General features: G+C 58.4%; 22 protein-coding genes and 1 pseudogene. 10 read left to right on the forward strand and 13 right to left on the reverse strand.

Annotated elements, in window-relative coordinates; all coding sequences use genetic code 11:
* Nucleotides 1-100 precede the first annotated feature (100 nt).
* Together moeB and moeA are read right to left on the reverse strand one after the other, a co-directional pair.
* The gene (moeB, locus tag E0L16_RS02510) at nt 101-853 is read right to left on the reverse strand and encodes a molybdopterin-synthase adenylyltransferase MoeB (RefSeq protein ID WP_131636238.1); all 753 of its coding nucleotides are present in this window, start codon (nt 851-853) and stop codon (nt 101-103) included.
* 1 nt (nt 854) lies between these two features.
* Nucleotides 855-2087, reverse strand: a complete 1233-nt coding sequence (gene moeA / locus E0L16_RS02515) for a molybdopterin molybdotransferase MoeA (protein WP_131636239.1) — start codon at nt 2085-2087, stop codon at nt 855-857.
* Between the two features lie 190 nt (nt 2088-2277).
* Between moeA and iaaA the strand changes: the two genes are divergently transcribed.
* The 5 genes from iaaA to gsiD are packed head-to-tail and all read left to right on the forward strand — an operon-like array spanning nt 2278 to nt 8500.
* On the forward strand, nt 2278-3216 hold the full coding sequence (iaaA, locus tag E0L16_RS02520) for a beta-aspartyl-peptidase (RefSeq protein ID WP_102750320.1): 939 nt from the start codon (nt 2278-2280) through the stop codon (nt 3214-3216).
* Nucleotides 3217-3227: 11 nt separating this feature from the next.
* Nucleotides 3228-5099, forward strand: coding sequence for a glutathione ABC transporter ATP-binding protein GsiA (gene gsiA, locus E0L16_RS02525; RefSeq protein ID WP_107534996.1), 1872 nt, complete (start codon nt 3228-3230; stop codon nt 5097-5099).
* Between the two features lie 23 nt (nt 5100-5122).
* A complete protein-coding gene (gsiB, locus tag E0L16_RS02530) occupies nt 5123-6661 on the forward strand; it encodes a glutathione ABC transporter substrate-binding protein GsiB (protein WP_131636240.1) in 1539 nt (512 codons plus the stop codon).
* 5 nt (nt 6662-6666) lie between these two features.
* Nucleotides 6667-7587, forward strand: coding sequence for a glutathione ABC transporter permease GsiC (gsiC, locus tag E0L16_RS02535; RefSeq protein ID WP_063449252.1), 921 nt, complete (start codon nt 6667-6669; stop codon nt 7585-7587).
* Between the two features lies 1 nt (nt 7588).
* Nucleotides 7589-8500, forward strand: coding sequence for a glutathione ABC transporter permease GsiD (gene gsiD, locus E0L16_RS02540; protein WP_112792544.1), 912 nt, complete (start codon nt 7589-7591; stop codon nt 8498-8500).
* Nucleotides 8501-8563: 63 nt separating this feature from the next.
* On the opposite strand, the gene rimO is transcribed toward gsiD, so the two are convergent.
* Nucleotides 8564-9889 (reverse strand): 30S ribosomal protein S12 methylthiotransferase RimO, encoded by a 1326-nt coding sequence (rimO, locus tag E0L16_RS02545; RefSeq protein ID WP_131636241.1) that lies wholly within the window; start codon nt 9887-9889, stop codon nt 8564-8566.
* 217 nt (nt 9890-10106) lie between these two features.
* On the opposite strand from rimO, the gene bssR reads away from it, so the two are divergent.
* Nucleotides 10107-10490 (forward strand): biofilm formation regulator BssR, encoded by a 384-nt coding sequence (gene bssR / locus E0L16_RS02550; protein ID WP_063866207.1) that lies wholly within the window; start codon nt 10107-10109, stop codon nt 10488-10490.
* Nucleotides 10491-10596: 106 nt separating this feature from the next.
* Entirely contained in the window at nt 10597-11715 is a 1119-nt protein-coding gene (locus E0L16_RS02555) for a PQQ-dependent sugar dehydrogenase (RefSeq protein ID WP_131636242.1), read from the forward strand.
* On the opposite strand, the gene E0L16_RS02560 is transcribed toward E0L16_RS02555, so the two are convergent.
* Entirely contained in the window at nt 11716-12342 is a 627-nt protein-coding gene (locus E0L16_RS02560; protein ID WP_063866209.1) for a glutathione S-transferase family protein, read from the reverse strand.
* Nucleotides 12343-12585: 243 nt separating this feature from the next.
* Between E0L16_RS02560 and dacC the strand changes: the two genes are divergently transcribed.
* Nucleotides 12586-13791, forward strand: coding sequence for a serine-type D-Ala-D-Ala carboxypeptidase (gene dacC, locus E0L16_RS02565; protein WP_063866509.1), 1206 nt, complete (start codon nt 12586-12588; stop codon nt 13789-13791).
* 86 nt (nt 13792-13877) lie between these two features.
* Here dacC and deoR read toward each other — a convergent pair whose 3' ends face one another.
* The 3 genes from deoR to E0L16_RS02580 all read right to left on the reverse strand — a co-directional run bounded on the left by deoR (nt 13878) and on the right by E0L16_RS02580 (nt 16048).
* Nucleotides 13878-14636: a DNA-binding transcriptional repressor DeoR gene (gene deoR / locus E0L16_RS02570; protein ID WP_131636243.1), complete on the reverse strand. Its 759-nt coding sequence runs from the start codon at nt 14634-14636 to the stop codon at nt 13878-13880.
* Between the two features lie 67 nt (nt 14637-14703).
* Nucleotides 14704-15312, reverse strand: coding sequence for an undecaprenyl-diphosphate phosphatase (ybjG, locus tag E0L16_RS02575; RefSeq protein WP_063866210.1), 609 nt, complete (start codon nt 15310-15312; stop codon nt 14704-14706).
* Nucleotides 15313-15319: 7 nt separating this feature from the next.
* Nucleotides 15320-16048 carry a phosphatase PAP2 family protein gene (locus tag E0L16_RS02580; RefSeq protein ID WP_131636244.1) on the reverse strand — a complete coding sequence of 243 codons (729 nt, stop codon included), beginning with the start codon at nt 16046-16048 and terminating at the stop codon, nt 15320-15322.
* Nucleotides 16049-16215: 167 nt separating this feature from the next.
* Here E0L16_RS02580 and E0L16_RS02585 point away from each other — a divergent pair, with 167 nt between their 5' ends.
* Nucleotides 16216-17448 carry an MFS transporter gene (locus tag E0L16_RS02585; protein ID WP_107535004.1) on the forward strand — a complete coding sequence of 411 codons (1233 nt, stop codon included), beginning with the start codon at nt 16216-16218 and terminating at the stop codon, nt 17446-17448.
* A gap of 120 nt (nt 17449-17568) precedes the next feature.
* Here E0L16_RS02585 and E0L16_RS02590 read toward each other — a convergent pair whose 3' ends face one another.
* Nucleotides 17569-18381, reverse strand: a complete 813-nt coding sequence (locus tag E0L16_RS02590) for a Cof-type HAD-IIB family hydrolase (RefSeq protein ID WP_112792539.1) — start codon at nt 18379-18381, stop codon at nt 17569-17571.
* Nucleotides 18371-19585 carry an MFS transporter gene (locus tag E0L16_RS02595; RefSeq protein WP_131636245.1) on the reverse strand — a complete coding sequence of 405 codons (1215 nt, stop codon included), beginning with the start codon at nt 19583-19585 and terminating at the stop codon, nt 18371-18373. Before E0L16_RS02595 ends, E0L16_RS02590 begins: the two co-directional genes overlap by 11 nt.
* Nucleotides 19586-19667: 82 nt before the next feature.
* Between E0L16_RS02595 and E0L16_RS02600 the strand changes: the two genes are divergently transcribed.
* Nucleotides 19668-20225 (forward strand): TetR/AcrR family transcriptional regulator, encoded by a 558-nt coding sequence (locus E0L16_RS02600; protein ID WP_131636246.1) that lies wholly within the window; start codon nt 19668-19670, stop codon nt 20223-20225.
* 19 nt (nt 20226-20244) lie between these two features.
* On the opposite strand, the gene arsC is transcribed toward E0L16_RS02600, so the two are convergent.
* From arsC to E0L16_RS22165, 4 genes and pseudogenes are all read right to left on the reverse strand, one after another.
* Nucleotides 20245-20676: a glutaredoxin-dependent arsenate reductase gene (gene arsC, locus E0L16_RS02605; protein WP_131636247.1), complete on the reverse strand. Its 432-nt coding sequence runs from the start codon at nt 20674-20676 to the stop codon at nt 20245-20247.
* 12 nt (nt 20677-20688) lie between these two features.
* A complete protein-coding gene (locus tag E0L16_RS02610) occupies nt 20689-21978 on the reverse strand; it encodes an arsenic transporter (protein WP_131636248.1) in 1290 nt (429 codons plus the stop codon).
* 38 nt (nt 21979-22016) lie between these two features.
* Entirely contained in the window at nt 22017-22337 is a 321-nt protein-coding gene (locus E0L16_RS02615) for a metalloregulator ArsR/SmtB family transcription factor (RefSeq protein ID WP_131636249.1), read from the reverse strand.
* A 110-nt stretch (nt 22338-22447) separates the two neighbouring features.
* A pseudogene (locus tag E0L16_RS22165) lies at nt 22448-22577 on the reverse strand (type VI secretion system tube protein Hcp); the annotation flags it as partial.

The following is a 22577-nucleotide window of genomic DNA, read 5'->3' on the forward strand; positions in this document are numbered from 1 at the left end:
TGGCGCTGACGCTTACCCGGCCTACGTTCGCATTGCTGTTGCCGGGTGGCGCCGTTCGAGCCGTTGTAGGTCGGGTAAGGCGAAGCCGCCACCCGACTTTTTACTGACCACACACCTCACATCCCGGATTGCGCATCAGCTTCATCTCACGGAACTGGCAGGTCATCGCGTCGTACATCACGATTTTACCCGCTGCCGGGGTGCCGTAATGCGCCAGCACCTTAATCGCCTCCATCGCCTGCAACGAACCAATCACGCCGACGAGCGGCGCCATCACGCCCGCCTCGACGCAGGTCAGCGCATTCTCGCCAAACAGACGGCTCAGGCAGCGGTAGCAGGGCTCTCCCTCAGCGTAAGTGAAAACGCTAATCTGCCCCTCCATGCGGATGGCCGCGCCGGAAATCAGCGGCGTTTTATGGGCAAAGCAGCCCGCATTGAGCTGATTGCGAATGGCGACGTTATCGGTGCAGTCCAGCACCAGGTCATGCTGTGCAATCTGCGCAAACAGCGCGTCTTCATCCAGCAGGGCGTCAATCAGGGTGAACTGAACGTTGGAATTGATGCGCGCCAGCGCCGTGCGTGCAGATTCCACTTTTGGCTGACCAACCGTCGCGTCGCTGTGCAGCGTCTGGCGTTGCAGGTTGGACACCGACACGGTATCGAAATCCAGCAGCGTCATGCGGCCGACACCCGCCGCAGCCAGGTATTGCGCCGCCGCGCAGCCAAGTCCCCCAAGGCCCACAACCAGCACGCTGGCCGCCTTGAGCGCCTCCTGCCCCTCGAAATCAAACCCGCGCAGCACAATCTGGCGGTTGTAGCGCATCATCTCCGGGTCGCTCAGTTCCACCGTCATGTCAGCCTCCGAACAGGTGGTTAAAGCGTTCCACTTCAACCCATTCGCCCGCCTCGACGTGGCCGCGCTCGCGCTCCAGCACGATAAAGCAGTTGCCCTGGCTGAAGGAGCTAAAAATATGCGAACCCTGATGCCCGGTGGTGCTCACTTCCAGATCACCGTCGGCGCTGCGCGCCAGAATGCCGCGCTGGAAATCGAGACGACCCGGTGATTTTTTCAGGCGCGTTGCCGCCCGCACGCGCAGACGTTCCGGCAGCGGGCTGGCATTGTTGCCCGAGAGCTTCGCCAGCAAAGGGATCACCAACTGGTAGAAGGTCAGCGCGGCGGAGACCGGGTTACCCGGCAGGCCGCAGAACCAGCTGTGCGGAAGCTTGCCAAACGCGAATGGTTTGCCCGGCTTAATCGCCAGCTTCCAGAAGGCGATTTCGCCCAGCTCTTCAAGCAGGGTTTTGGTGTAATCCGCTTCGCCAACCGATACGCCGCCGGAGCTGATGACCACGTCGGCGGATTTGTCCGCCTCGATAAACGCCGCGCGCAGTTTTTCCGGGTCGTCTGGAATGATGCCGAGGTTAATCACCTCGCAGCCCAGCTGCTCCAGCATCAGGTGTACCGCCAGACGGTTAGTATCGTAAATCTGCCCCTCGTGCAGCGGCTGGCCCGGAAGCTGAAGCTCGTCTCCCGTAGAGAACACCGCCACGCGCACTTTGCGGACAACGTCAATTTCCGCGATGCCAAGCGATGCCAGCACCGGCAGCTCAGCGACGGTCAGTTTTTGCCCGGCGGCAAAGACCGTCGCGCCGAGGGTAATGTCTTCCCCGGTGAGGCGAATGTTCTGTCCGGCTTTGACGCTGGCGGTAAAACGCACGCCGTCGTCCGTTTGTTCGGTCTCTTCCTGCATCACCACGGCTTCACAGCCCTTTGGCACCGGCGCGCCGGTCATGATGCGTACGCAGGTGCCCGCAGGCCATTCACCGTTGAACGGCTGCCCGGCAAACGCTTTACCCGCCACCGGCAGCGGCTGACCCGTTTGCAGATCCGCCAGACGTACGGCATAGCCGTCCATCGCCGCGTTATCGAACCCCGGCACGTTCATCGGCGAGACGATATCGCGCGCGGCAATACGGCCAAAACAGCGCACAAGCGGCAGCGTCTCAACGTCGTGCAGTGGGGTAATGCGGTCAAGCATCTGCGAGAGTGCCGTCTCAAGCGGCATCAGTCCGGCGGTAAAATCCATGGTGGGCTCCTGCGGAGTAACAACGAAAGCGCTCATTATGGCAGAAAAGTGCGGCTAACTGTATGACACCGATGGGTGTACGCTTTACATCACAGTTGCGTCTTTCTATATTCAAAAATCATCTGAAGATTCGTCGACGATAATGATATTTATAGAAAAAGCAGCCAGCCAGGCTGATGGGTGATGCGAAATGAGTAAAGCGGTTATCGCAATTCATGGCGGTGCCGGGGCAATCACCCGTGCACAGCTCAGTCCCGAGCAGGAGAAGCGTTACATTGATGCGCTGAACGCCATCGTGGAAACAGGCCAGCGCATGCTGGAAGCGGGCGACAGCGCGCTGGATGTGGTGACCGAAGCGGTGCGCCTGCTGGAGGAGTGTCCGCTGTTCAATGCCGGCATTGGCGCGGTCTTCACGCGTGATGAAACGCACGAGCTGGATGCCTGCGTGATGGACGGCGTCACCCTGAAAGCGGGGGCGGTGGCGGGCGTGAGTCGCCTGCGCAATCCCGTACTGGCCGCGCGTCTGGTGATGGATCACAGCCCGCATGTGCTGCTGGCGGGCGCGGGAGCGGAGAAATTTGCCGTTGAGCACGGGATGGACACGGTCTCGCCCGATCTTTTTTCCACTGAGGAGCGTTACCGGCAGTTGCTGGAGGCCCGCACTGCGGGGATGACGCAGCTGGACCATGCCGCGCCGCTCGATGAGCGCAGCAAGATGGGCACGGTTGGCGCGGTGGCCCTGGATAAAGCCGGCAACCTCGCTGCCGCGACGTCAACGGGCGGCATGACCAACAAACTTCCCGGACGCGTGGGCGACAGCCCGCTGCCGGGGGCAGGGTGCTACGCCAATAATGCCACCGCGGCGGTGTCGTGCACCGGCACCGGCGAAGTGTTTATCCGCGCGCTGGCGGCCTACGACATTACCGCGCTGATGGATTACGGCGGATTAAGCCTGAGCGAGGCCTGCGAGCGGGTGGTGATGGAAAAGCTGCCAGCGCTGGGCGGGGAAGGTGGCTTAATTGCCGTGGATCGGGAGGGTAACGTGGCGCTGCCGTTCAACAGTGAAGGGATGTACCGTGCGTGGGGATATGCCGGCGATGCGCCCAGCACAGGCATCTATCGTGAATAAGGGGGCATTGCGTGCCGCACAGTGAAGAGCTGGACAGCCGGGAAGTGTTGGCTGTTCATCAGCTGAATATTGCCTTTCAGGAAGAGCGGCAGTTTATCCCGGCAGTCCAGAATTTATCGTTTTCGCTCAATCGCGGCGAAACGCTGGCGATTGTCGGCGAGTCCGGTTCTGGTAAATCCGTCACCGCACTGGCGCTGATGCGTCTGCTTGAGCAGACGGGCGGGCAAATCACCAGCAAGCAGATGCTGTTGCGCCGCCGCAACCGTCAGGTTATCGATCTTAACGAGCTGAGCGCGTCCCAGATGCAGGGCGTGCGCGGGGCGGATATCGCGATGATCTTCCAGGAGCCGATGACCTCGCTGAACCCGGTCTTCCCGGTGGGCGAGCAGATTGCCGAGTCGATTCGCCTGCATCAGGGGCTGAGCGGCGATGAGGCGCTCAGCGAAGCGAAACGGATGCTGGAGCGGGTACGGATCCCCGAGGCGCACACCATGTTGTCCCGCTATCCGCATCAGCTCTCGGGCGGCATGCGCCAGCGGGTAATGATAGCGATGGCGCTGTCGTGTCGTCCGGCGGTGCTTATTGCGGACGAACCGACCACGGCGCTGGATGTCACCATTCAGGCCCAGATCCTGCAACTGATCAAGGTGTTACAGCAGGAGATGGAGATGGGGGTGATATTTATCACCCACGATATGGGGGTGGTGGCGGATATTGCCGATCGGGTGCTGGTGATGCATCAGGGCAATGCCGTGGAAACCGGCACGGTGGAGCAGGTCTTTCATGCGCCGGTGCATCCCTATACCAACGCGCTGCTGGCGGCGGTCCCGCGTCTGGGCGCGATGAATGGCAGTGATTATCCGCGCCGTTTTCCGCTGATGTCCCAGACCGAACCGGGCCATCAGGAAGACGAAACCGAGCAGAATACGGTGGTTCCCGGCAGGCCGATACTTGAAGTGCGTGACCTGGTGACCCGTTTCCCGCTGCGCAGCGGCATCCTTAATCGCGTGAAGCGCGAAGTGCATGCGGTTGAAAACGTCAGTTTTGACCTCTGGCCGGGCGAAACGCTGGCGCTGGTGGGGGAGTCCGGCTGCGGTAAATCCACCACCGGACGGGCGCTGCTCAGGCTGGTTGAGTCGCAGGAGGGGAGCATCACCTTCAACGGTGAGCGCATCGACACCCTCCCCAACGGTAAATTGCAGGCGGTGCGGCGGGATATTCAGTTTATTTTCCAGGATCCGTATGCGTCGCTCGATCCGCGCCATACGGTGGGGTACTCGATTATGGAGCCGCTGCGGGTGCACAACCTGCTCGACGGTGAAGCCGCGCAGCGCCGCGTCGCGTGGCTGCTGGAGCGCGTGGGCCTGAAGCCGGAGCATGCCTGGCGTTATCCCCACGAATTTTCCGGCGGTCAGCGACAGCGTATCTGCATCGCGCGGGCGCTGGCGCTGAATCCAAAAGTGGTGATTGCGGATGAGTCCGTTTCAGCGCTGGATGTTTCTATCCGCGCGCAAATCATCAATCTCCTGCTCGATTTACAGCGGGATTTAGGCATTGCGTTTCTGTTTATCTCCCACGATATGGCGGTAGTTGAGCGGATCAGCCATCGCGTGGCGGTGATGTACATGGGACAAATTGTTGAAATCGGCCCCCGTCGGGCGGTGTTTGAAAACCCGCAGCACCCGTACACCCGCAAGCTGATGGCCGCCGTGCCGGTTGCCGATCCTGAGCATCGTCACGCCCAGCGCGTGCTGTTGCAGGACGACATGCCGAGCAATATTCGTAAACGGGGCGAAACCCTGGAGCGCGTGGCGCTGCGTGAGGTGGGTCCCGGTCATTTTGTCGCACCACCGCGTCAGGGCAATGCATTCTCGCGGTTATAACTTACAACAGGCAGGAGAACACAATGGTTCCTTTTGTTGCTCGTAAATGGCTGCTGGCCGTGAGCGTGACGGCTGCGCTGGCCGCCGCTCCCGCGTTCGCGGCGAAAGACGTGGTGGTGGCGGTGGGGTCTAACTTCACGACGCTGGATCCGTATGACGCTAACGACACCCTTTCCCAGGCGGTGGCAAAATCTTTCTACCAGGGGCTGTTCGGCCTGGACCGGGAGATGAAGCTGAAAAACGTGCTGGCGGAAGGGTATACCGTGTCGGACGATGGGCTGGTCTATACCGTTAAGCTCCGCACCGGCGTGAAGTTTCAGGACGGCACCGACTTCAACGCCGAGGCGGTTAAGATCAACCTGGACCGTGCCAGCAATCCGGAGAACGGCCTTAAGCGCTACAACCTGTATAAAAATATCGCCAGCACCGAGGCGGTTGACCCGGCGACGGTGAAGATCACCCTGAAAGAGCCGTTCTCGGCGTTTATCAATATCCTTGCTCATCCCGCGACGGCGATGATTTCGCCCGCCGCCCTGAAAAAATACGGCAAAGAGATTGGCTTCCACCCGGTGGGAACCGGGCCGTACGAACTGCTCACCTGGAACCAGACCGATTTTGTGAAGGTGAAAAAATTTGCCGGATACTGGCAGCAGGGGCTGCCGAAGCTGGATACCATCACCTGGCGTCCGGTCGTGGACAACAATACCCGTGCCGCGATGCTGCAAACCGGCGAAGCGCAGTTTGCCTTCCCGATCCCTTACGAACAGGCGGCGCTGCTGGCGAAAAACAGCAAGCTGGAGCTGGTGGCCAGCCCGTCGATAATGCAGCGCTACATCAGCATGAACGTCACGCAGAAACCGTTTGATAACCCGAAGGTGCGCGAAGCCATCAACTACGCCATTAATCGTCAGGCGCTGGTGAAGGTGGCCTTTGCCGGTTACGCCACTCCCGCGACGGGCGTGATGCCGCCAGCCATCGAATATGCGCAGAGCTACCAGCCGTGGCCGTACGATCCGGCAAAAGCGCGGGAGCTGCTGAAAGAGGCGGGCTATCCGAACGGCTTTAGCACCACGCTGTGGTCGTCGCATAACCACAGCACCGCGCAGAAGGTGCTGCAATTTACCCAGCAGCAGCTGGCGCAGGTGGGCATTAAAGCCAGGGTCACGGCGATGGATGCCGGACAGCGAGCGGCGGAAGTAGAAGGCAAAGGGCAGAAAGAGAGCGGCGTGCGGATGTTCTACACCGGCTGGACGGCTTCAACCGGCGAAGCGGACTGGTCCCTGTCGCCGCTGTTCGCTTCCCAGAACTGGCCGCCAACGCTGTTCAACACCGCGTTCTACAGTAATCCGCAGGTGGATAAGGATCTGGCCGATGCCCTGAAAACCACCAAACCGGAAGAGAAAGCGCGCCTGTACAAAGAGGCGCAGGACATTATCTGGAAAGAGTCGCCGTGGGTGCCGCTGGTGGTGGAAAAACTGGTCTCAGCTCACAATAAAGCGCTGACCGGTTTTTACATCATGCCGGATACGGGCTTTAGCTTTGACGACGCGGATCTAAAATAAAACTCATGCTGAATTATGTTTGTAAACGCCTGCTGGGGCTTATCCCGACGCTGCTGATTGTGGCCGTGCTGGTGTTTTTGTTTGTCCACATGCTGCCCGGCGATCCGGCGCGCTTGATTGCCGGACCGGAAGCGGATGCCACGGTTATCGAACTGGTGCGTAAACAGCTCGGTCTTGACCAGCCGCTGTACAGGCAATTTCTGCGCTACATGGGCAACGTCCTGCAAGGCGACTTTGGCATCTCAATGGTGTCGCGACGTCCGGTGTCGGAAGAGATAGCCAGCCGCTTTATGCCGACGTTCTGGCTCACCCTCGCCAGCATGGGGTGGGCGGTAATATTTGGCCTGGGCGCCGGGATTATCGCCGCCGTCTGGCGCAACCGCTGGCCGGATAAGCTCGGTATGGCGCTGGCGGTCACCGGCATCTCTTTCCCGGCATTTGCGTTGGGCATGCTGCTGATGCAGATTTTCTCCGTTGAGCTGGGCTGGCTGCCTACCGTTGGGGCCGACACCTGGAAGCACTACATTTTACCCTCCATGACGCTTGGCGCAGCCGTTGCGGCGGTCATGGCCCGGTTTACCCGCGCCTCGTTTGTGGACGTGCTGAGCGAAGATTACATTCGCACCGCGCGGGCAAAAGGGGTCAGCGAGAAATGGGTCATTCTGAAGCACGGTTTTCGTAACGCGATGATCCCGGTGGTGACGATGATGGGGCTACAGTTCGGCTTTCTGCTGGGCGGCTCTATCGTGGTTGAGAAGGTCTTCAACTGGCCGGGGCTGGGGCGCCTGCTGGTCGACTCGGTCGATATGCGCGACTATCCGGTGATTCAGGCTGAAGTCCTGCTTTTCTCGCTGGAGTTTATTCTTATCAACTTAGTGGTGGATGTGCTCTACGCCGCCATTAACCCGGCCATCAGGTATAAGTAAGATGCGATTACTGAACTGGCGTCGCCAGGCCATTTTTAACGCTATGCCGGGGATCAGACCGGATCATATTCGTACGCCGTGGGGGGAGTTCTGGCGGCGATTCCGTCGTCAGCCCGTTGCGATGGTTGCCGGGTTGTTTGTGTTACTGCTGATCCTGGTGGCGATCGTCGCCCCCTGGATAGCCCCGTTTGATGCGGAAAACTACTTCGACTACGACCGTCTGAACGATGGTCCGTCGATGATGCACTGGTTTGGCGTGGACTCGCTCGGGCGCGATATTTTCAGCCGCGTGCTGGTCGGGGCGCAGATCTCGCTGGCGGCCGGGGTCTTCGCGGTGCTGATGGGCGCCGCGATTGGCACCGTGCTGGGTCTGGTGGCCGGGTACTACGAAGGCTGGTGGGACCGCATCATCATGCGTATCTGCGACGTGCTGTTTGCCTTTCCCGGTATTTTGCTGGCGATTGCCGTGGTGGCGGTCATGGGCAGCGGCATGGCGAACGTTATCATTGCCGTAGCGGTATTCTCGATTCCCGCTTTCGCTCGCCTGGTGCGTGGCAATACGCTGGTGCTTAAGCAGCAGACTTTTATCGAGTCGGCGCGCAGCATGGGGGCCAGCGATGCTACCATCCTCTTCAGCCATATACTGCCGGGCACGGTATCGTCCATCGTGGTCTATTTCACCATGCGCATCGGCGTGTCGATTATCTCGGCGGCCAGCCTGTCGTTTCTGGGGTTAGGCGCGCAGCCGCCGACGCCGGAGTGGGGCGCGATGCTGAACGAGGCGCGGGCCGATATGGTGATTGCGCCGCACGTGGCGATCTTCCCGAGTCTGGCCATTTTCCTGACCGTGCTGGCGTTTAACCTGCTGGGCGATGGGCTGCGCGACGCGCTGGATCCGAGGATTAAGGGGTAGTGCTGTGGAATGTGCCGGGTGGCGGTTACGCCTTACCCGGCCTGCAAAAGAGGTGTGGGGAAATTAAACCCGGCTACCCCACAAATCATACTCGTCTGCGTTCTCAACCTTCACGCGAATAATATCGCCCGGCTTGACGTGGGTTTCACCGTTCAGATACACCGCGCCGTCGATTTCAGGCGCATCCGCCATGCTGCGGCCAATCGCGCCTTCTTCGTCCACTTCGTCGATAATGACCAGAATTTCGCGGCCCACTTTCTCCTGCAAGCGTTCAGCAGAGATCTGCTGTTGCAGCTGCATAAAGCGGTTCCAGCGCTCCTCTTTGACCTCTTCCGGTACCTGGTCCACCAGCTCGTTGGCCGTTGCGCCTTCAACCGGGCTGTACTTGAAGCAGCCCACGCGGTCCAGACGCGCTTCTTTCAGGAAGTCGAGCAGCATCTGGAAATCGTCTTCGGTTTCACCCGGGAAGCCGACAATAAAGGTGGAACGTAGGGTCAGATCCGGGCAGATCTCACGCCACTGCTTGATGCGCGCCAGCTGGCGGTCAACGGAGCCAGGACGCTTCATCAGCTTCAGAATGCGCGGGCTGGCGTGCTGTAGCGGGATATCCAGATACGGCAGGATTTTGCCTTCCGCCATCAGCGGGATCACGTCGTCAACGTGTGGGTAAGGGTAGACGTAGTGCAGACGCGTCCAGATGCCGAGTTTAGCCAGCTGCTCGCACAGGCCAACCATGCTGGTTTTCACCGGCTCGCCGTTGTGGAAACCGGAGCGGTGTTTGACGTCCACGCCGTAGGCAGAGGTATCCTGGGAGATGACCAGCAGCTCCTTCACGCCCGCGTCGGCCAGGCGTTTGGCTTCTGCCAGCACCTCGCCAATCGGACGGCTCACCAGATCGCCACGCATCGACGGGATGATGCAGAAGGTGCAGCGGTGGTTGCAGCCTTCGGAAATTTTCAGGTAGGCGTAGTGGCGCGGCGTCAGCTTCACGCCCTGTTCCGGCACAAGGCTCAGGAACGGGTTATGCTTTGGCTTTGGTACGTAGTGATGAACATGTTCCAGCACCTGCTCATAGCTGTGCGGGCCGGTGATCTCCAGAACTTTCGGGTGCACTTCGCGGATCTGATCCACTTTCGCGCCCAGGCAGCCGGTTACGATGACTTTGCCGTTTTCCGTCAGGGCTTCACCAATGGCTTCCAGTGACTCCTGGACCGCGCTGTCGATAAACCCGCAGGTGTTCACAATCACCATGTCGGCGTTGTCGTAGCTTGGCACCACGTCATAGCCTTCGGTGCGCAGTTCAGTCAGGATGCGTTCGGAATCCACCAGGTTCTTCGGGCAGCCCAGGGAGACAAAGCCGATTTTCGGCGGGTGCGTAACATTGCTCATAGGTTAAAAATTCATCAATTATGGAGTTATCAGGGCGGGATTTTACAGCGTATCGCGGGGGATTTATACACTCTTGATGGCGCAGTTGCGTCGGGCAATCGTTGTAACATTGTAAAGAATGTTAACTAGTTATCGTTTATTGATCTCAGGCATTACACTGTACAAAAAATGACCTTATTCTTAACAGGGTAACAAGGCTGACAGAGGAGGAAATAGCATGTCCGTTGACAGACTGAAACGCGATCTGCTTAACAAGCTGATCAACGCCCGAATCGACCTGGCCGCCTACCTGCAACTCCGCAAGGCGAAAGGGTATATGTCAGTCAGCGAAAGCGAAAATCTGCGTGATAACGTCTTTGAACTTTGCAATTTCATGCGTGAAAAAGCACCCGTCCTGAAAGCGCATTACGTTGAAAGCGAGCTGGCGGCACTGCGCCGCGCCGCCGAGGTGCTCTCCATCGCCGGGGTCTGTTTGATGAACGGACGTCACGACTGCCCGAATTTTATTGCCGTTAACGCGGAAAAGCTTGAAAACTGCCTGACCACGCTCTCTCTTTGCATCATGTGTCTGAACAAGCCTGAAACGCTTGCCCGCCACTGAACCCGGGGGAGGCAACTCCCCCTTTTGATTAAGCTTTTGTAAAAGTGCTAACGCGCCCGGACGAAGTGGCTAATCTTTAAGCCATAAGCCGACAAAGGAGCGTGTTATGCCTCGATCTTCGCTGATTTTCCTGCCTGCATTGTTCTTTCCCGTTTCGCTGCTTGCCGCCACCGAGCCGGTAAACGTGGAGGTTTTACAGACAAAACTGGATCACCCCTGGTCGCTGGCGTTTCTGCCCGACAATAAGGGGCTGCTGGTCACGCTAAAAGACGGGCAGCTTAAGCACTGGCAGGCAGGGAAAGGGCTCTCCGATCCGATTGTTGGCGTGCCGAAGGTCTGGGCGAGCGGCCAGGGCGGATTGCTGGACGTGGTGCTGGCCCCGGATTTTGAACAGTCACGGCGGATCTGGCTAAGCTTCGCCGAGGCAGGTAATGATGGAAAAGCGGGCACCGCGGTGGGCTACGGGCGGCTGAGCGATGACCTGTCGCGCATCGAAGGCTTCCAGGTGGTGTTCCGCCAGATGCCGAAGCTCTCTACCGGCAACCACTTTGGTGGACGGCTGGTGTTTGACGGCAAAGGCCATCTGTTTATTGGTCTGGGTGAAAACAACCAGCGCCCGACGGCACAGGATCTGGATAAGCTTCAGGGCAAGGTGGTGCGCCTGACCGAAGACGGGAAAGTGCCGTCGGATAATCCGTTTGTGAATACCGCCGGTGCGCGCCCTGAAATCTGGTCCTATGGCATTCGTAACCCGCAGGGGATGGCGATGAACCCGTGGAGCGACACGCTGTGGCTTAACGAACACGGTCCTCGCGGCGGGGATGAAATCAACATCCCTGAGAAAGGCAAAAACTACGGTTGGCCTTTGGCGACGCATGGGATCAACTATAGCGGCCTGAAAATCCCGGAAGCGAAAGGCGAGCATGTTGAAGGCACCGAAAAGCCGCTGTTTGTCTGGAAAGTGTCGCCCGCCGTCAGCGGCATGGCGTTCTACAATAGCGACGTCTTCCCGCAGTGGAAAAACAAGCTGTTTATCGGCGCGCTGAAGGAGAAAGACGTCATCGTCCTGAACGTGGAGGGCAACAACGTGTCGGAGGACGGGCGCATTCTTGGCGATAAAAATCAGCGTATCCGCGACGTGCGCGTCGGGCCGGATGGTTATCTGTATGTGCTGACCGACGAGTCGGACGGGCAGCTGTTGAAGGTCAGCCCGTCCGGTACGTAATCAGGTCACTGGGATCATCACCACGTTGCGATACGCCGGGCGCTCGCTCAGCTGCTGGATCCAGCGCTCAAGGTGCGGGCGCGGGGTCCAGCTAAGCCCCATATTGGTCAGGTTCCAGACGAAGGGGGCGACGGCGATATCGCCCACGCCAAACGCGTCGCCGGAGAACCAGGTCTGCTTCGCCAGCTCGTCGTCCATCATGGCAAACAGCGATTCGCAGGCGTCCTGGGCGGCATGAATGGCGGGATAATCACGATCGGCTTCCGGCGTGCGGATAAGCCCCATCAGGATCACGCGGTGCGTTGGGGAAAGCGTCTGGTTTGCCCAGTCCATCCATTTTTCGCCCTGCGCGCGCTGGGCCGGATTTTCTACCCACAGCCGACCCTGGCCGTACTGCGCGGCGAGGTAACGCACGATGGTGTTAGACTCCCACAGCGTGGCGTCTGTCTCATCATCGCGCAGCAGCGGCACCAGCCCGTTTGGGTTCATCGCCAGGTAGTCCGCGTCTTTATTCACGCCAAACTCCAGGCCCGCCATCACCTGCTTAAACGGTAAATCCAGCTCTTCCAGCGTCCACAGCACTTTTTTCACGTTGGTCGAATTGTTCCTGCCCCACAGCGTAATCATATTTACTCCCGATGAGATGTGAATCCGAGTCAGCTTTTCGCCATGGTGAGATAAACCTAACAATTACGCAACAGATGCTAAAAAAATCGCCGCAATCAAAGCGTATCTGAATGTTATTGCATAAACTTTAAAAACTTTACCTGGAACAGGTTTCTTTGAACGCTGTAGTGCGCTATTACTCATCGCTTCTTGCGACACGGTGATTGTGACGTGATTTTTAGAATGGACACTCGGGTGGCATTTATGACGCAAAAAACTTCCTCTCTGCGCAGCCTGGCGGCAGGCTCGGCGCTGCTTTTCCTTTTTGCCCCAACGCTCCACGCGGCGGAACAGACGGCGCCCGAAGCGCCGCCTGTCGATGCGCGCGCCTGGATCCTGATGGATTACGCCAGCGGGAAAGTGCTGGCGGAAGGTAACGCCGATGAAAAACTTGACCCGGCGAGCCTGACGAAAATTATGACCAGCTATGTGGTAGGTCAGGCGATTAAAGCGGGCAAAATCAAGCTGGACGACATGGTCACCGTCGGGAAAGATGCCTGGGCGACCGGTAACCCGGCGCTGCGCGGCTCGTCCGTTATGTTCCTGAAGCCTGGCGATCAGGTTTCCGTTTCCGATCTGAATAAAGGGATAATCATTCAGTCAGGAAATGACGCCTGCATCGCGCTGGCCGATTACGTGGCGGGCAGTCAGGACTCTTTCATTGGTTTGATGAATGGCTACGCGCAAAAGCTGGGCCTGACCAACACCACCTTTAAAACCGTTCACGGCCTGGATGCGCCGGGTCAGTTCAGCACCGCGCGTGATATGGCGCTGCTGGGCAAAGCGTTGATCCACGACGTGCCGGATGAGTACGCCATCCATAAAGAGAAAGAATTCACCTTCAACAATATCCGCCAGCCTAACCGTAACCGTCTGCTGTGGAGCAGCAACGTTAACGTGGACGGCATGAAAACCGGGACAACCGCAGGCGCGGGCTATAACCTGGTGGCTTCCGCAACCCAGGGCGACATGCGCCTGATTTCGGTGGTGCTGGGGACGAAAACCGACCGCATTCGGTTTAACGAATCAGAAAAACTGCTGACCTGGGGTTTCCGCTTCTTTGAAACCGTCACGCCGATTAAGCCGGATGCCACCTTCGTGAGCCAGCGCGTCTGGTTCGGGGATAAAAGTGAAGTGAACCTGGGCGCGGGTGAAGCCGGTTCCGTGACCATTCCACGCGGTCAGCTGAAAAACCTGAAAGCCAGCTATACCCTGACCGAGCCACAGCTCACCGCGCCGCTGAAAAAAGGCCAGGTGGTCGGGACGATTGATTTTCAGCTTAACGGTAAATCCATTGAGCAGCGTCCGCTGGTGGTAATGGAAGCGGTAGAAGAGGGCGGCTTCTTTAGCCGGATGTGGGACTTTGTGCTGATGAAATTCCACGGCTGGTTTGGCAGCTGGTTTAGCTAAGTTTTTGCCGGGTGGCGGCTTCGCCTTACCCGGCCTACAACGGCTCGAACGTAGGCCGGGTAAGCGCGGCGCCACCCGGCACAACCTCAATACATCAACTTCACCTGCTGCGCCTTTGCATACGACACCAGCTCTTCATCCGGGCGGCAATCGCTGACGATGGCGTCAAAGCGCGACAGTTCTCCCATCCTTGCCGGACGGACCTTGCCAAACTTACTGTGATCAACCACCAGCACATGCTGCTGCGCGGCGTTGAGCGCCCAGTGTTTCACCGGCAACTCTTCCAGATTAAAGCAGGTTGCGCCCTGCTGCACGTTCACGCCCGCCGCAGAATAGAAGGCGATGTCGGGGCATACATTGCTCAGCGTGTCCTGAATATTCAGCGGCTTAAAGATGGCATTGCTGGCATGAAACTCACCGCCACACAAAATCACCCGGCACGCCGGTTTTTCCTGCAAGGCCAGAAAGGTATTCAGGGAATAACAGACGGCGGTAAAAGGAAAGCTGCTGTCGATGGCCTCGATGATCCACGGCGTTGTCGTACCACAGTCAAAAAACAGCGTTTGATGCGGCTGCACCAGCGAGGCGGCGAGCCGCGCGGCTTTGCGCTTCTCTTCCACCAGACGCGTTTTTTGATCGCTTAACAGGTAATGGCTGGCGCTGCGCGGCTCCAGGACAATGTACCCGCCAAGCAGCACAACGGGGGCGCTGTCGCTGTTCAGATCGCGACGAATGGTCATTTCAGACACGCCAAGCAGGGTAGCGGCTTCCTTGAGATGCAGCTTGTCGCTGCGCTTCAGCGCCTGAAGCAGCTGAGCAATGCGGTCATCGCGACGTGTTTCCATAGATCCTCGGGCTAAAAAAGTGAGCCCCCGCAGGGCGGGGGCTCAAGTGTAACCTGACGGACCGGGGTTAGTCACGTATCCATCCTTTGCGGATCGGGAGGGCAAACAGAACGCGATAGGCCTGCGATAATCCCCGGTAAAGGGCCGGCCCAAAGAGGCTCCACATAATGGCTGCGCTGACGCAGCCCATCAGCCCCACCAGGAATCCGCCTACCATGTCCAGCGGCCAGTGCACGCCCAGATAGACGCGGGACCAGGCGATGGCGACGGCGACCCCCATCAGCACCACGCCGGACCACAGGCGATGCCAGAACAGGAAGGCCAGCGCGAAGGTGAAGATCACCGTGCCGTGATCGCTCGGGAACGAGTCATCCGGCGCGTGGTGCAGGAAGTTATAGCCGACGTGCTCGACAAATGGACGATCGTGCGGGAAGGCGAGCCCCAGCACATAGCTTGCCAGCACGCTGACGCCGATGGCCATCGCCATTTTAATTACCAGGTGGCGCTGGGCGGTGACCTGTTTGCGCGGGCCCCAAAGCCAGAGGATCGCGGCCAGCGCCGGCACGATGCTGATCAAATCCTTAGCAATGAAGGTGGCGAGATCAATCATCCATTCCGGTGACGCTGGCGTGGCGTTGAGCAGGTAAAACAGTCCGTAGTTCAAATTCTCTAGCATCGTATCGTTACTCTTTAGCAAACCAGGTAGAAACCAGCCCGTAAACCAGCACCTGGGAAAACCAGACCCACCACCCGGCCCACAGGTTGTGAGAGAAAAAATGCGCGCCGCGCATGACCTGCCCGAAGCCCATCAGCAGCCCCAGAGCGGCCCCCAACGCGACAAAGGTCCAGGCCAGGCGCGGACGTTCACGCCAGAAGGCAAAAAACAGCCCCATGACCATAAATCCGCTCGAGGCGTGGCCGCCGGGAAAGCAGCGTCCCGGTCCGCTGTCGGCCGGAATGGCGCTGAACAGGGGATACGAGACGGCTTTGCCGCCATACTCCACCAGATCCCACGGACAGCTGTGGTGGCTCATGCTTTTCATGGCTCCTACAACGAGCGCGCCCAGACCCATCAGAAGCGCGGCCGTCACCAGCCGGGCATTGCGTCTGTAAGCCCCGTAAACCAGCGCGATGACGGCCAGGGCAATGGCCACATATTTCGCCAGTCGATGGTTCAGCAGATCCAGCAGCGGATTTTGCTGTAGCGGAAAATGGTGCGTCGCGGCGTCATACCAGAAGCCGGTTAGCCATCGGTCGAGCGATTCATCGCGAGAAAGCCAGGTAAAAAGCACCGCGAGGGCGATCAGCACGAAAAGTTGATAACCATAAAAGCGGGCGGGCAACCGGTAAAGGCGTTTTGTCTTATTTATCGGTAAGGTAGATAATTCTGAAGGGCTGACGGCGTGTGTCATAATTTCGGTCAATAACGTGAAATAGCGCTATCTTAACGAGGGCAACTTAAGGAAACCTTAAACAACAACGATAAGTGCGTTATTTCTGTTTTCTCACGTTATTGTGCTATCTCAGACAGCGGCAATTCATTACACTCATCGCGATTTTTTCATACTAAAGAGATTGCATGATAAACCGTTCTTCTTCCGGTAATCGTCTGGGCCGTCAGGCGTTACTTTTTCCTCTGTGTCTGGTGCTTTACGAATTCTCTACCTACATCGGCAACGATATGATCCAGCCGGGCATGCTGGCCGTGGTTGAGCAGTACAACGCAGGTATTGAGTGGGTGCCAACATCCATGACCGCCTATCTCGCGGGCGGCATGTTTTTACAGTGGCTGTTAGGGCCGCTGTCGGATCGTATTGGCCGCCGTCCGGTGATGCTGACGGGCGTGGTGTGGTTTATCGTCACCTGTCTCGCCACGCTGCTGGCGCAGAACATTGAGCAGTTTACGCTGCTGCGCTTCCTTCAGGGCGTGAGCCTGTGCTTTATCGGCGCCGTGGGCTATGCCGCCATTCAGGAGTCGTTTGAGGAGGCGGTATGTATCAAGATCACCGCGCTGATGGCGAACGTGGCGCTGATTGCACCGCTGCTGGGGCCGCTGGTGGGGGCCGCATGGGTGCACGTTGCGCCGTGGGAAGGGATGTTCGTCCTCTTTGCCCTGCTTGCGGCTATCTCTTTCTTTGGCCTGCACCGCGCGATGCCGGAGACCGCGACGCGTCTGGGAGAAAAGCTCTCGCTTAAAGAGCTGGGCCGTGATTATAACGCGGTGCTGAAAAACGGTCGTTTTGTCGCGGGCGCGCTGGCGACGGGGTTTGTCAGCCTGCCGCTGCTGGCGTGGATCGCCCAGTCGCCGGTCATTATCATCAGCGGCGAGCAGCTTAGCAGCTATGAGTATGGCCTGTTACAGGTACCGATTTTTGGCGCGCTGATTATCGGAAACCTGGTGCTGGCGCGTCTGACGGCGCGCCGTACCGTGCGTTCACTGATAATTATGGGCGGCTGGCCGATTGCGGCAGGGCTGATCGTTGCGGCGGTAGCGACGGTTGCCTCGTCGCATGCGTACCTGTGGATGACCGCGGGGCTGAGCGTTTACGCGTTTGGTATTGGCGTGGCGAATGCCGGTCTGGTGCGCCTCACGCTGTTTGCCAGCGAAATGAGTAAAGGCACGGTGTCTGCCGCGATGGGGATGCTGCAAATGCTGATTTTTACCGTCGGTATTGAGGTGAGCAAGCATGCTTACGCGTTTGGCGGCAACGGGCTCTTCAGCTTGTTTAACCTCGCCAACGGCGTGCTGTGGGTAGGGCTGATGGTGGTGTTCCTGAAGGACAAACGCGTCGGAAGCGCACTGCAACCGTAATCCTTATTCCCTCTCTCTGCGGGCTGAGGGCATCAGGCCGCAGTAAATTTTGCCCGGTGGCGCTGCGCTTACCGGGCCTACGGGCTGGGTGTTCTCCCTCTCCCTGTGGAGCGCAAGGAATCAATTAAACGGCGCCTTCCCATCCAGCACCTTATCAATCACGTCCAGTACGCCTTCGTCATTATTGTTCGGCGCTTCATAGCGGGCCACCGCCTTAATGTGCGGTTTGGCATTCGCCATCGCGAAGCCATACCCTGCCTGGCGCAACATCTCCACGTCGTTACCGCTGTCGCCAAAGGCCACCACTTCGCTGTCTTCAATGCCCCAGCGCGCCTGAAGGATCCGCAGGCCGTTAGCTTTATGCACGCCGGGGATGATCAGGTCGATACTGCCGTGTCCGGTGGTCACCGGCACCATGATGTCGCCGAGCTTTTCGTGCAGCAGCGCCTGAATACGCGGGATCTCTTCGTCGGAAACGTTAAGCCCGAACTTGAAGAAAATGTCGTTGAGATGGTCAAAGCTGCTGACGCTTTCAAGGCGGTGATAGTACTTTGCGGCGACCGCTTTGAAGAGGTCGTCATAGGTTTGCAGCGTGTAGGCGCTGTTTTTACCGCAGGCGATAATTTCAATGCCGGGCACCTCATTCAGCAGGGTGGCGACGGTCAGGAAGTGCGCTTTCGACAGTTCGCCGTTAAACACGTCTTCGCCGGCATCCACCACCCAGCCGCCGTTTTCGGCCACGAACGCGATTTCATGGGCGATCTCCGGGAAAAACGAGATCAGCTGGTAGTACTGGTTTCCGCTGGCAACCACAAAACGGATGCCTTGCTCTTTCATGCGCGCGTACTGGGCCAGAAAACGCGCACGATTATAGGTTTTCGCATCGCTCAGGAAGGAGCCATCCATGTCGACTGCAATCAGTTTAACGCTCATATCCCTTCTCCATTGACGTTGTTTCTGCTTCCGGTTTTGCCACCGCACGCGCCACCAGTGCGGCAATAATAACTAACCCTAATACCACCAGCATCGCGCTGCGTAATCCGTAGTGCTCACCAAGGAACCCAAGCAGCGGCGGCCCCACCAGGAAGGCGAGGTAGCCGGTGGTTGCCACCACGCTCACGCGCGTCGGCGCATCCGGGCCGGTATCGCTGGCAGCAGAAATGGTCAGCGGGAAGCCAAGGGAGGCGCCAAGTCCCCACAGGATCACCGACACGCCGGCAATCCAGTCAACATCCACAAAGATGATCATCGCGATGCCCAGCCCGCCCAGCAGAGCGCTGGCACGCACCACCGCCACGCGGCTGTAGCGGTCGATAAACCAGCCGCCGGTGAAGCGCCCGACGGTCATGCCGAGCGTAAACCCGGCGTAGATCAGCGAGCCGGAGGTGGGGCTAAAGCCGTGTCCGTCCACCATCAGCAGCGGCAGCCAGTCGTTGGCGGAACCTTCTGCAAACGCCATCGCCAGCACGACCACGCCAATCAGCATCAGCTGGAAGTCACGGTAGAAGGGCAACCCTTTTGCCGCAGACTTCTGTTCATCCGAGGCGTTTTGTCCCGTACCGGCGGGAATAGCCCTGATGCCGGTGAGGATAGGGATAATGCAGACCAGCGCCGCCAGCAAAATATGCACGTTAGCCGCAATGCCCAGCGCCGTCAGCGCCATCCCCACGCCCGCGCCCGCCAGCATGCCGAGGCTGTAAAAGCCATGCATCATCGGCAGCACCGTTTTGTTCATCTCCTTCTCGACGGCGGCGCCTTCAACGTTAATGGCGACTTCTGCCGCACCAAAGCTCCCGCCGAACACCATCAGCCCGAGGGCGAACATCAGGGGCGAGGCAAACCACAGCGCCACGCTCAGCGCGACCATTCCGACCACGGCGAAGCACATGGTCGTGCGGATCACCGTACGGGTGCCAAAGCGCTTCACCAGCCAGGCCGAGCACAGGATGCCGCTCATCGAGCCAATCGACAGGCCAAACAGCACAATCCCCATCTCTGCCGTCGAGACGGATAGCGTATCGCGGATGGCCGGGGTGCGCGTCGCCCAGGAAGCCATCAGCAGCCCGGGTATGAAGAAGAACATAAACAGCGCCCACATGCGCAGATGCAGGGCTTTGCGGGGAGAAGATAACGTCATTGGGATCAGTACCAGAAGAACAACAATAGCGACAACACTAGCAACTTTGTGTACATTTGTACACAAACCGGATGAGGAATTTATGAGCAGACCACCGAACGACCCTAACCGTCGGGAGAAGATACTTCAGGCGACGCTGGACACTATTGCAGAGCACGGTATTCATGCCGTCACGCACCGCAAGATTGCCACCTGCGCAGGCGTACCGCTGGGGTCGATGACCTACTATTTCGACGGCATGGAGTCGCTGCTGGAAGAGGCATTCACGTGGTTTACGCAGCAGATGTCCCGGCAGTACCGGGATTTCTTCGCGGGCGTTACCGGGCGGGAGAGGGCATGCGAGGCCATTACCACGCTGATCCACAGCTCAGCCGTGACCACGCCACACAATATGGCGCTGATGTATCAGCTGTACGCCTTTATGCACCGCAGCGCCGCGCTGAAAACGGTCATGCAGGACTGGATGAAGATGAGCCAGACCACGCTTGAACAGTGGTTCGATCCGGCGACCGCCCGCGCGCTGGATGCATTCATCGAAGGGATGACGCTGCACTTCGTGACCGACCGCGCGCCGCTAACCCGGGAGGAGATCCGGGCGATGGTGGGACGCATCGCGCAGGAGCAGGTGCCCTGCGATTAACCGCAGGGCAACCGCGACGTTACCGTCCCTGAATTTTTTTGCCGGAAGCGTCTACAACCGCTTCGCCATCCTCTTTGGTGAACGCCCCTTTTTGTGCATCGGGCAGAATATCCAGTACGCGATCCGACGGACGACACAGCCTCGTCCCCAGCGGAGTAACGACAATCGGGCGATTGATCAGAATCGGATAGTGCAGCATGTAGTCAACGAGCTGGCTGTCGCTAAACCTGTCTTCCGCCAGGCCAAGGTTTTCGTAAGGCTCCACGTTTTTTCGCAGCAGATCGCGGGGTGAAATGCCCAACTCAGCCAGCAGCTTCACCAGTTCGTCGCGAGATGGCGGCGTCTCCAGATACAAAATAATCTCGGGTTCGGTGCCGCTGTTGCGGATCATCTCCAGCGTATTGCGCGATGTGCCGCAGGCGGGGTTGTGGTAAATGGTAATGTTGCTCATATCAGGTACTCACTACAGTGTAACGGAGAGACGTAACGCCAGCGCGGCAAGCGTTACAAACAGGACCGGCAGCGTCATTATCAAGCCCGTCCGGAAATAGTAGCCCCAGGAAACAATCATGTTTTTCTGCGCCAGTACATGGAGCCAGAGCAGGGTGGCCAGGCTACCGATGGGGGTGATTTTCGGCCCCAGATCGCAGCCAATCACGTTCGCGTAAATCATCGCCTCTTTAATCAAACCTGTTGCCGAACTGCCATCAATTGAGAGCGCGCCAATCAGTACCGTTGGCATATTGTTCATTATGGATGACAGGAAGGCGGTGATAAATCCGGTGCCCAGCGTGGTGGCCCAGAGTCCATAACCGGCTAAGCGATCCAGAACGTCTGAGAGATGCTCCGTCAGCCCGGCGTTGCGCAGGCCATACACCACCAGATACATCCCCAGCGAGAAGATAACGATCTGCCACGGTGCGCCGCGAAGCACTTTTCCGGTATTAATAGCGTGCCCACGTTTTGCGACGGCAAACAAAATCAGCGCGCCCACGCTCGCGATGGCGCTGACGGGAATGTCGAGAGGCTCAAGCACAAAGAAACCGACGAGAAGTAGCAGCAGCACGATCCAGCCCGTCCTGAAGGTTGGCAGATCGTTAATGGCCCGTGCCGGCTCCCGGAGTTTCGCCAGATCGTACGTCGGAGGAATTTCCCTGCGAAAGAACAGGTGCAGCACGATGAGCGTTGCGGCAATCGCGGCGATATCAACCGGGATCATCACCGAGGCGTACTCGCTGAATCCCAGCGAGAAGAAGTCTGCCGACACAATGTTGACCAGGTTGGAGACAATCAGCGGCAGGCTGGCGGTATCGGCGATAAAGCCTGCCGCCATCACAAACGCTAGCGTGGCTTGTTGACTAAACCCGAGTGCCAGCAGCATGGCGATAACGATAGGCGTCAGGATCAGTGCCGCACCGTCATTGGCGAACAGCGCCGCAACGGCCGCACCCAGCAGCACGATCCAGGTAAACAGCAACCGCCCCCGACCGTTTCCCCAGCGGGCAACGTGCAGCGCCGCCCACTCGAAAAAACCGGACTCATCCAGCAGCAGGCTGATAACGATCACCGCGATAAACGTGGCCGTGGCGTTCCAGACAATATTCCAGACCACCGGAATATCGTTAATATGAATAACGCCGCTCGCCAGCGCCAGCGCGGCGCCAATGGTCGCGCTCCAGCCGATGCTGAGCCCTCTGGGTTGCCAGATGACCAGCACCAGCGTGAATAAAAAAATCGCTCCTGCCAGAAACATTGTTTACTCCATTATATGATTTCGTGAATATGTTTTGCTTAGCATGAACCCGGAACTTTACCTTTCAGCTTCAGGCGGGTGTCTTCACGCAGGCAGTTCCAGCTGTTATCGATAACGGACGCTGCCCACGCGGGCATGTTCGGAGATAAACGGTAATGGACCCATTTCCCTTCACGCCGGTCGATGACCAGCCCGGCCTCGCGGAGCAGTGCCATATGGCGGGAGACTTTCGGCTGCGGCTCGTTGGTGGCGGCACAGAGATCGCATACGCACAGTTCCCCCGCTTCACGCAGCAGCATGACGATGGCGAGCCGCGTTTCGTCGGAGAGGGTTTTGAAAAGCTGAAGGGGGTGAAGCATTTGGTCATCCTGAGGGTATCTCATTCATATTCATTAAATCATATATGTATATGGCGGGCGAGGGAAGGGGGATAAGGGCAAATAAATGCCCTTAAAGAAGTGCTGTTATTTTACGCCGTCGCGCGTTCATTCCAGGCGTCGCTGTGCTGAATGTTCCCATCAACAATGCGCCAGGTGATCTTCTCATACTGCAAGCTGATGCTTTCCACATGGTTAATTTTATCGTTGGCTGCGATTTTC

Source organism: Enterobacter quasihormaechei, assembly GCF_004331385.1.
Taxonomy (GTDB): domain Bacteria; phylum Pseudomonadota; class Gammaproteobacteria; order Enterobacterales; family Enterobacteriaceae; genus Enterobacter; species Enterobacter quasihormaechei.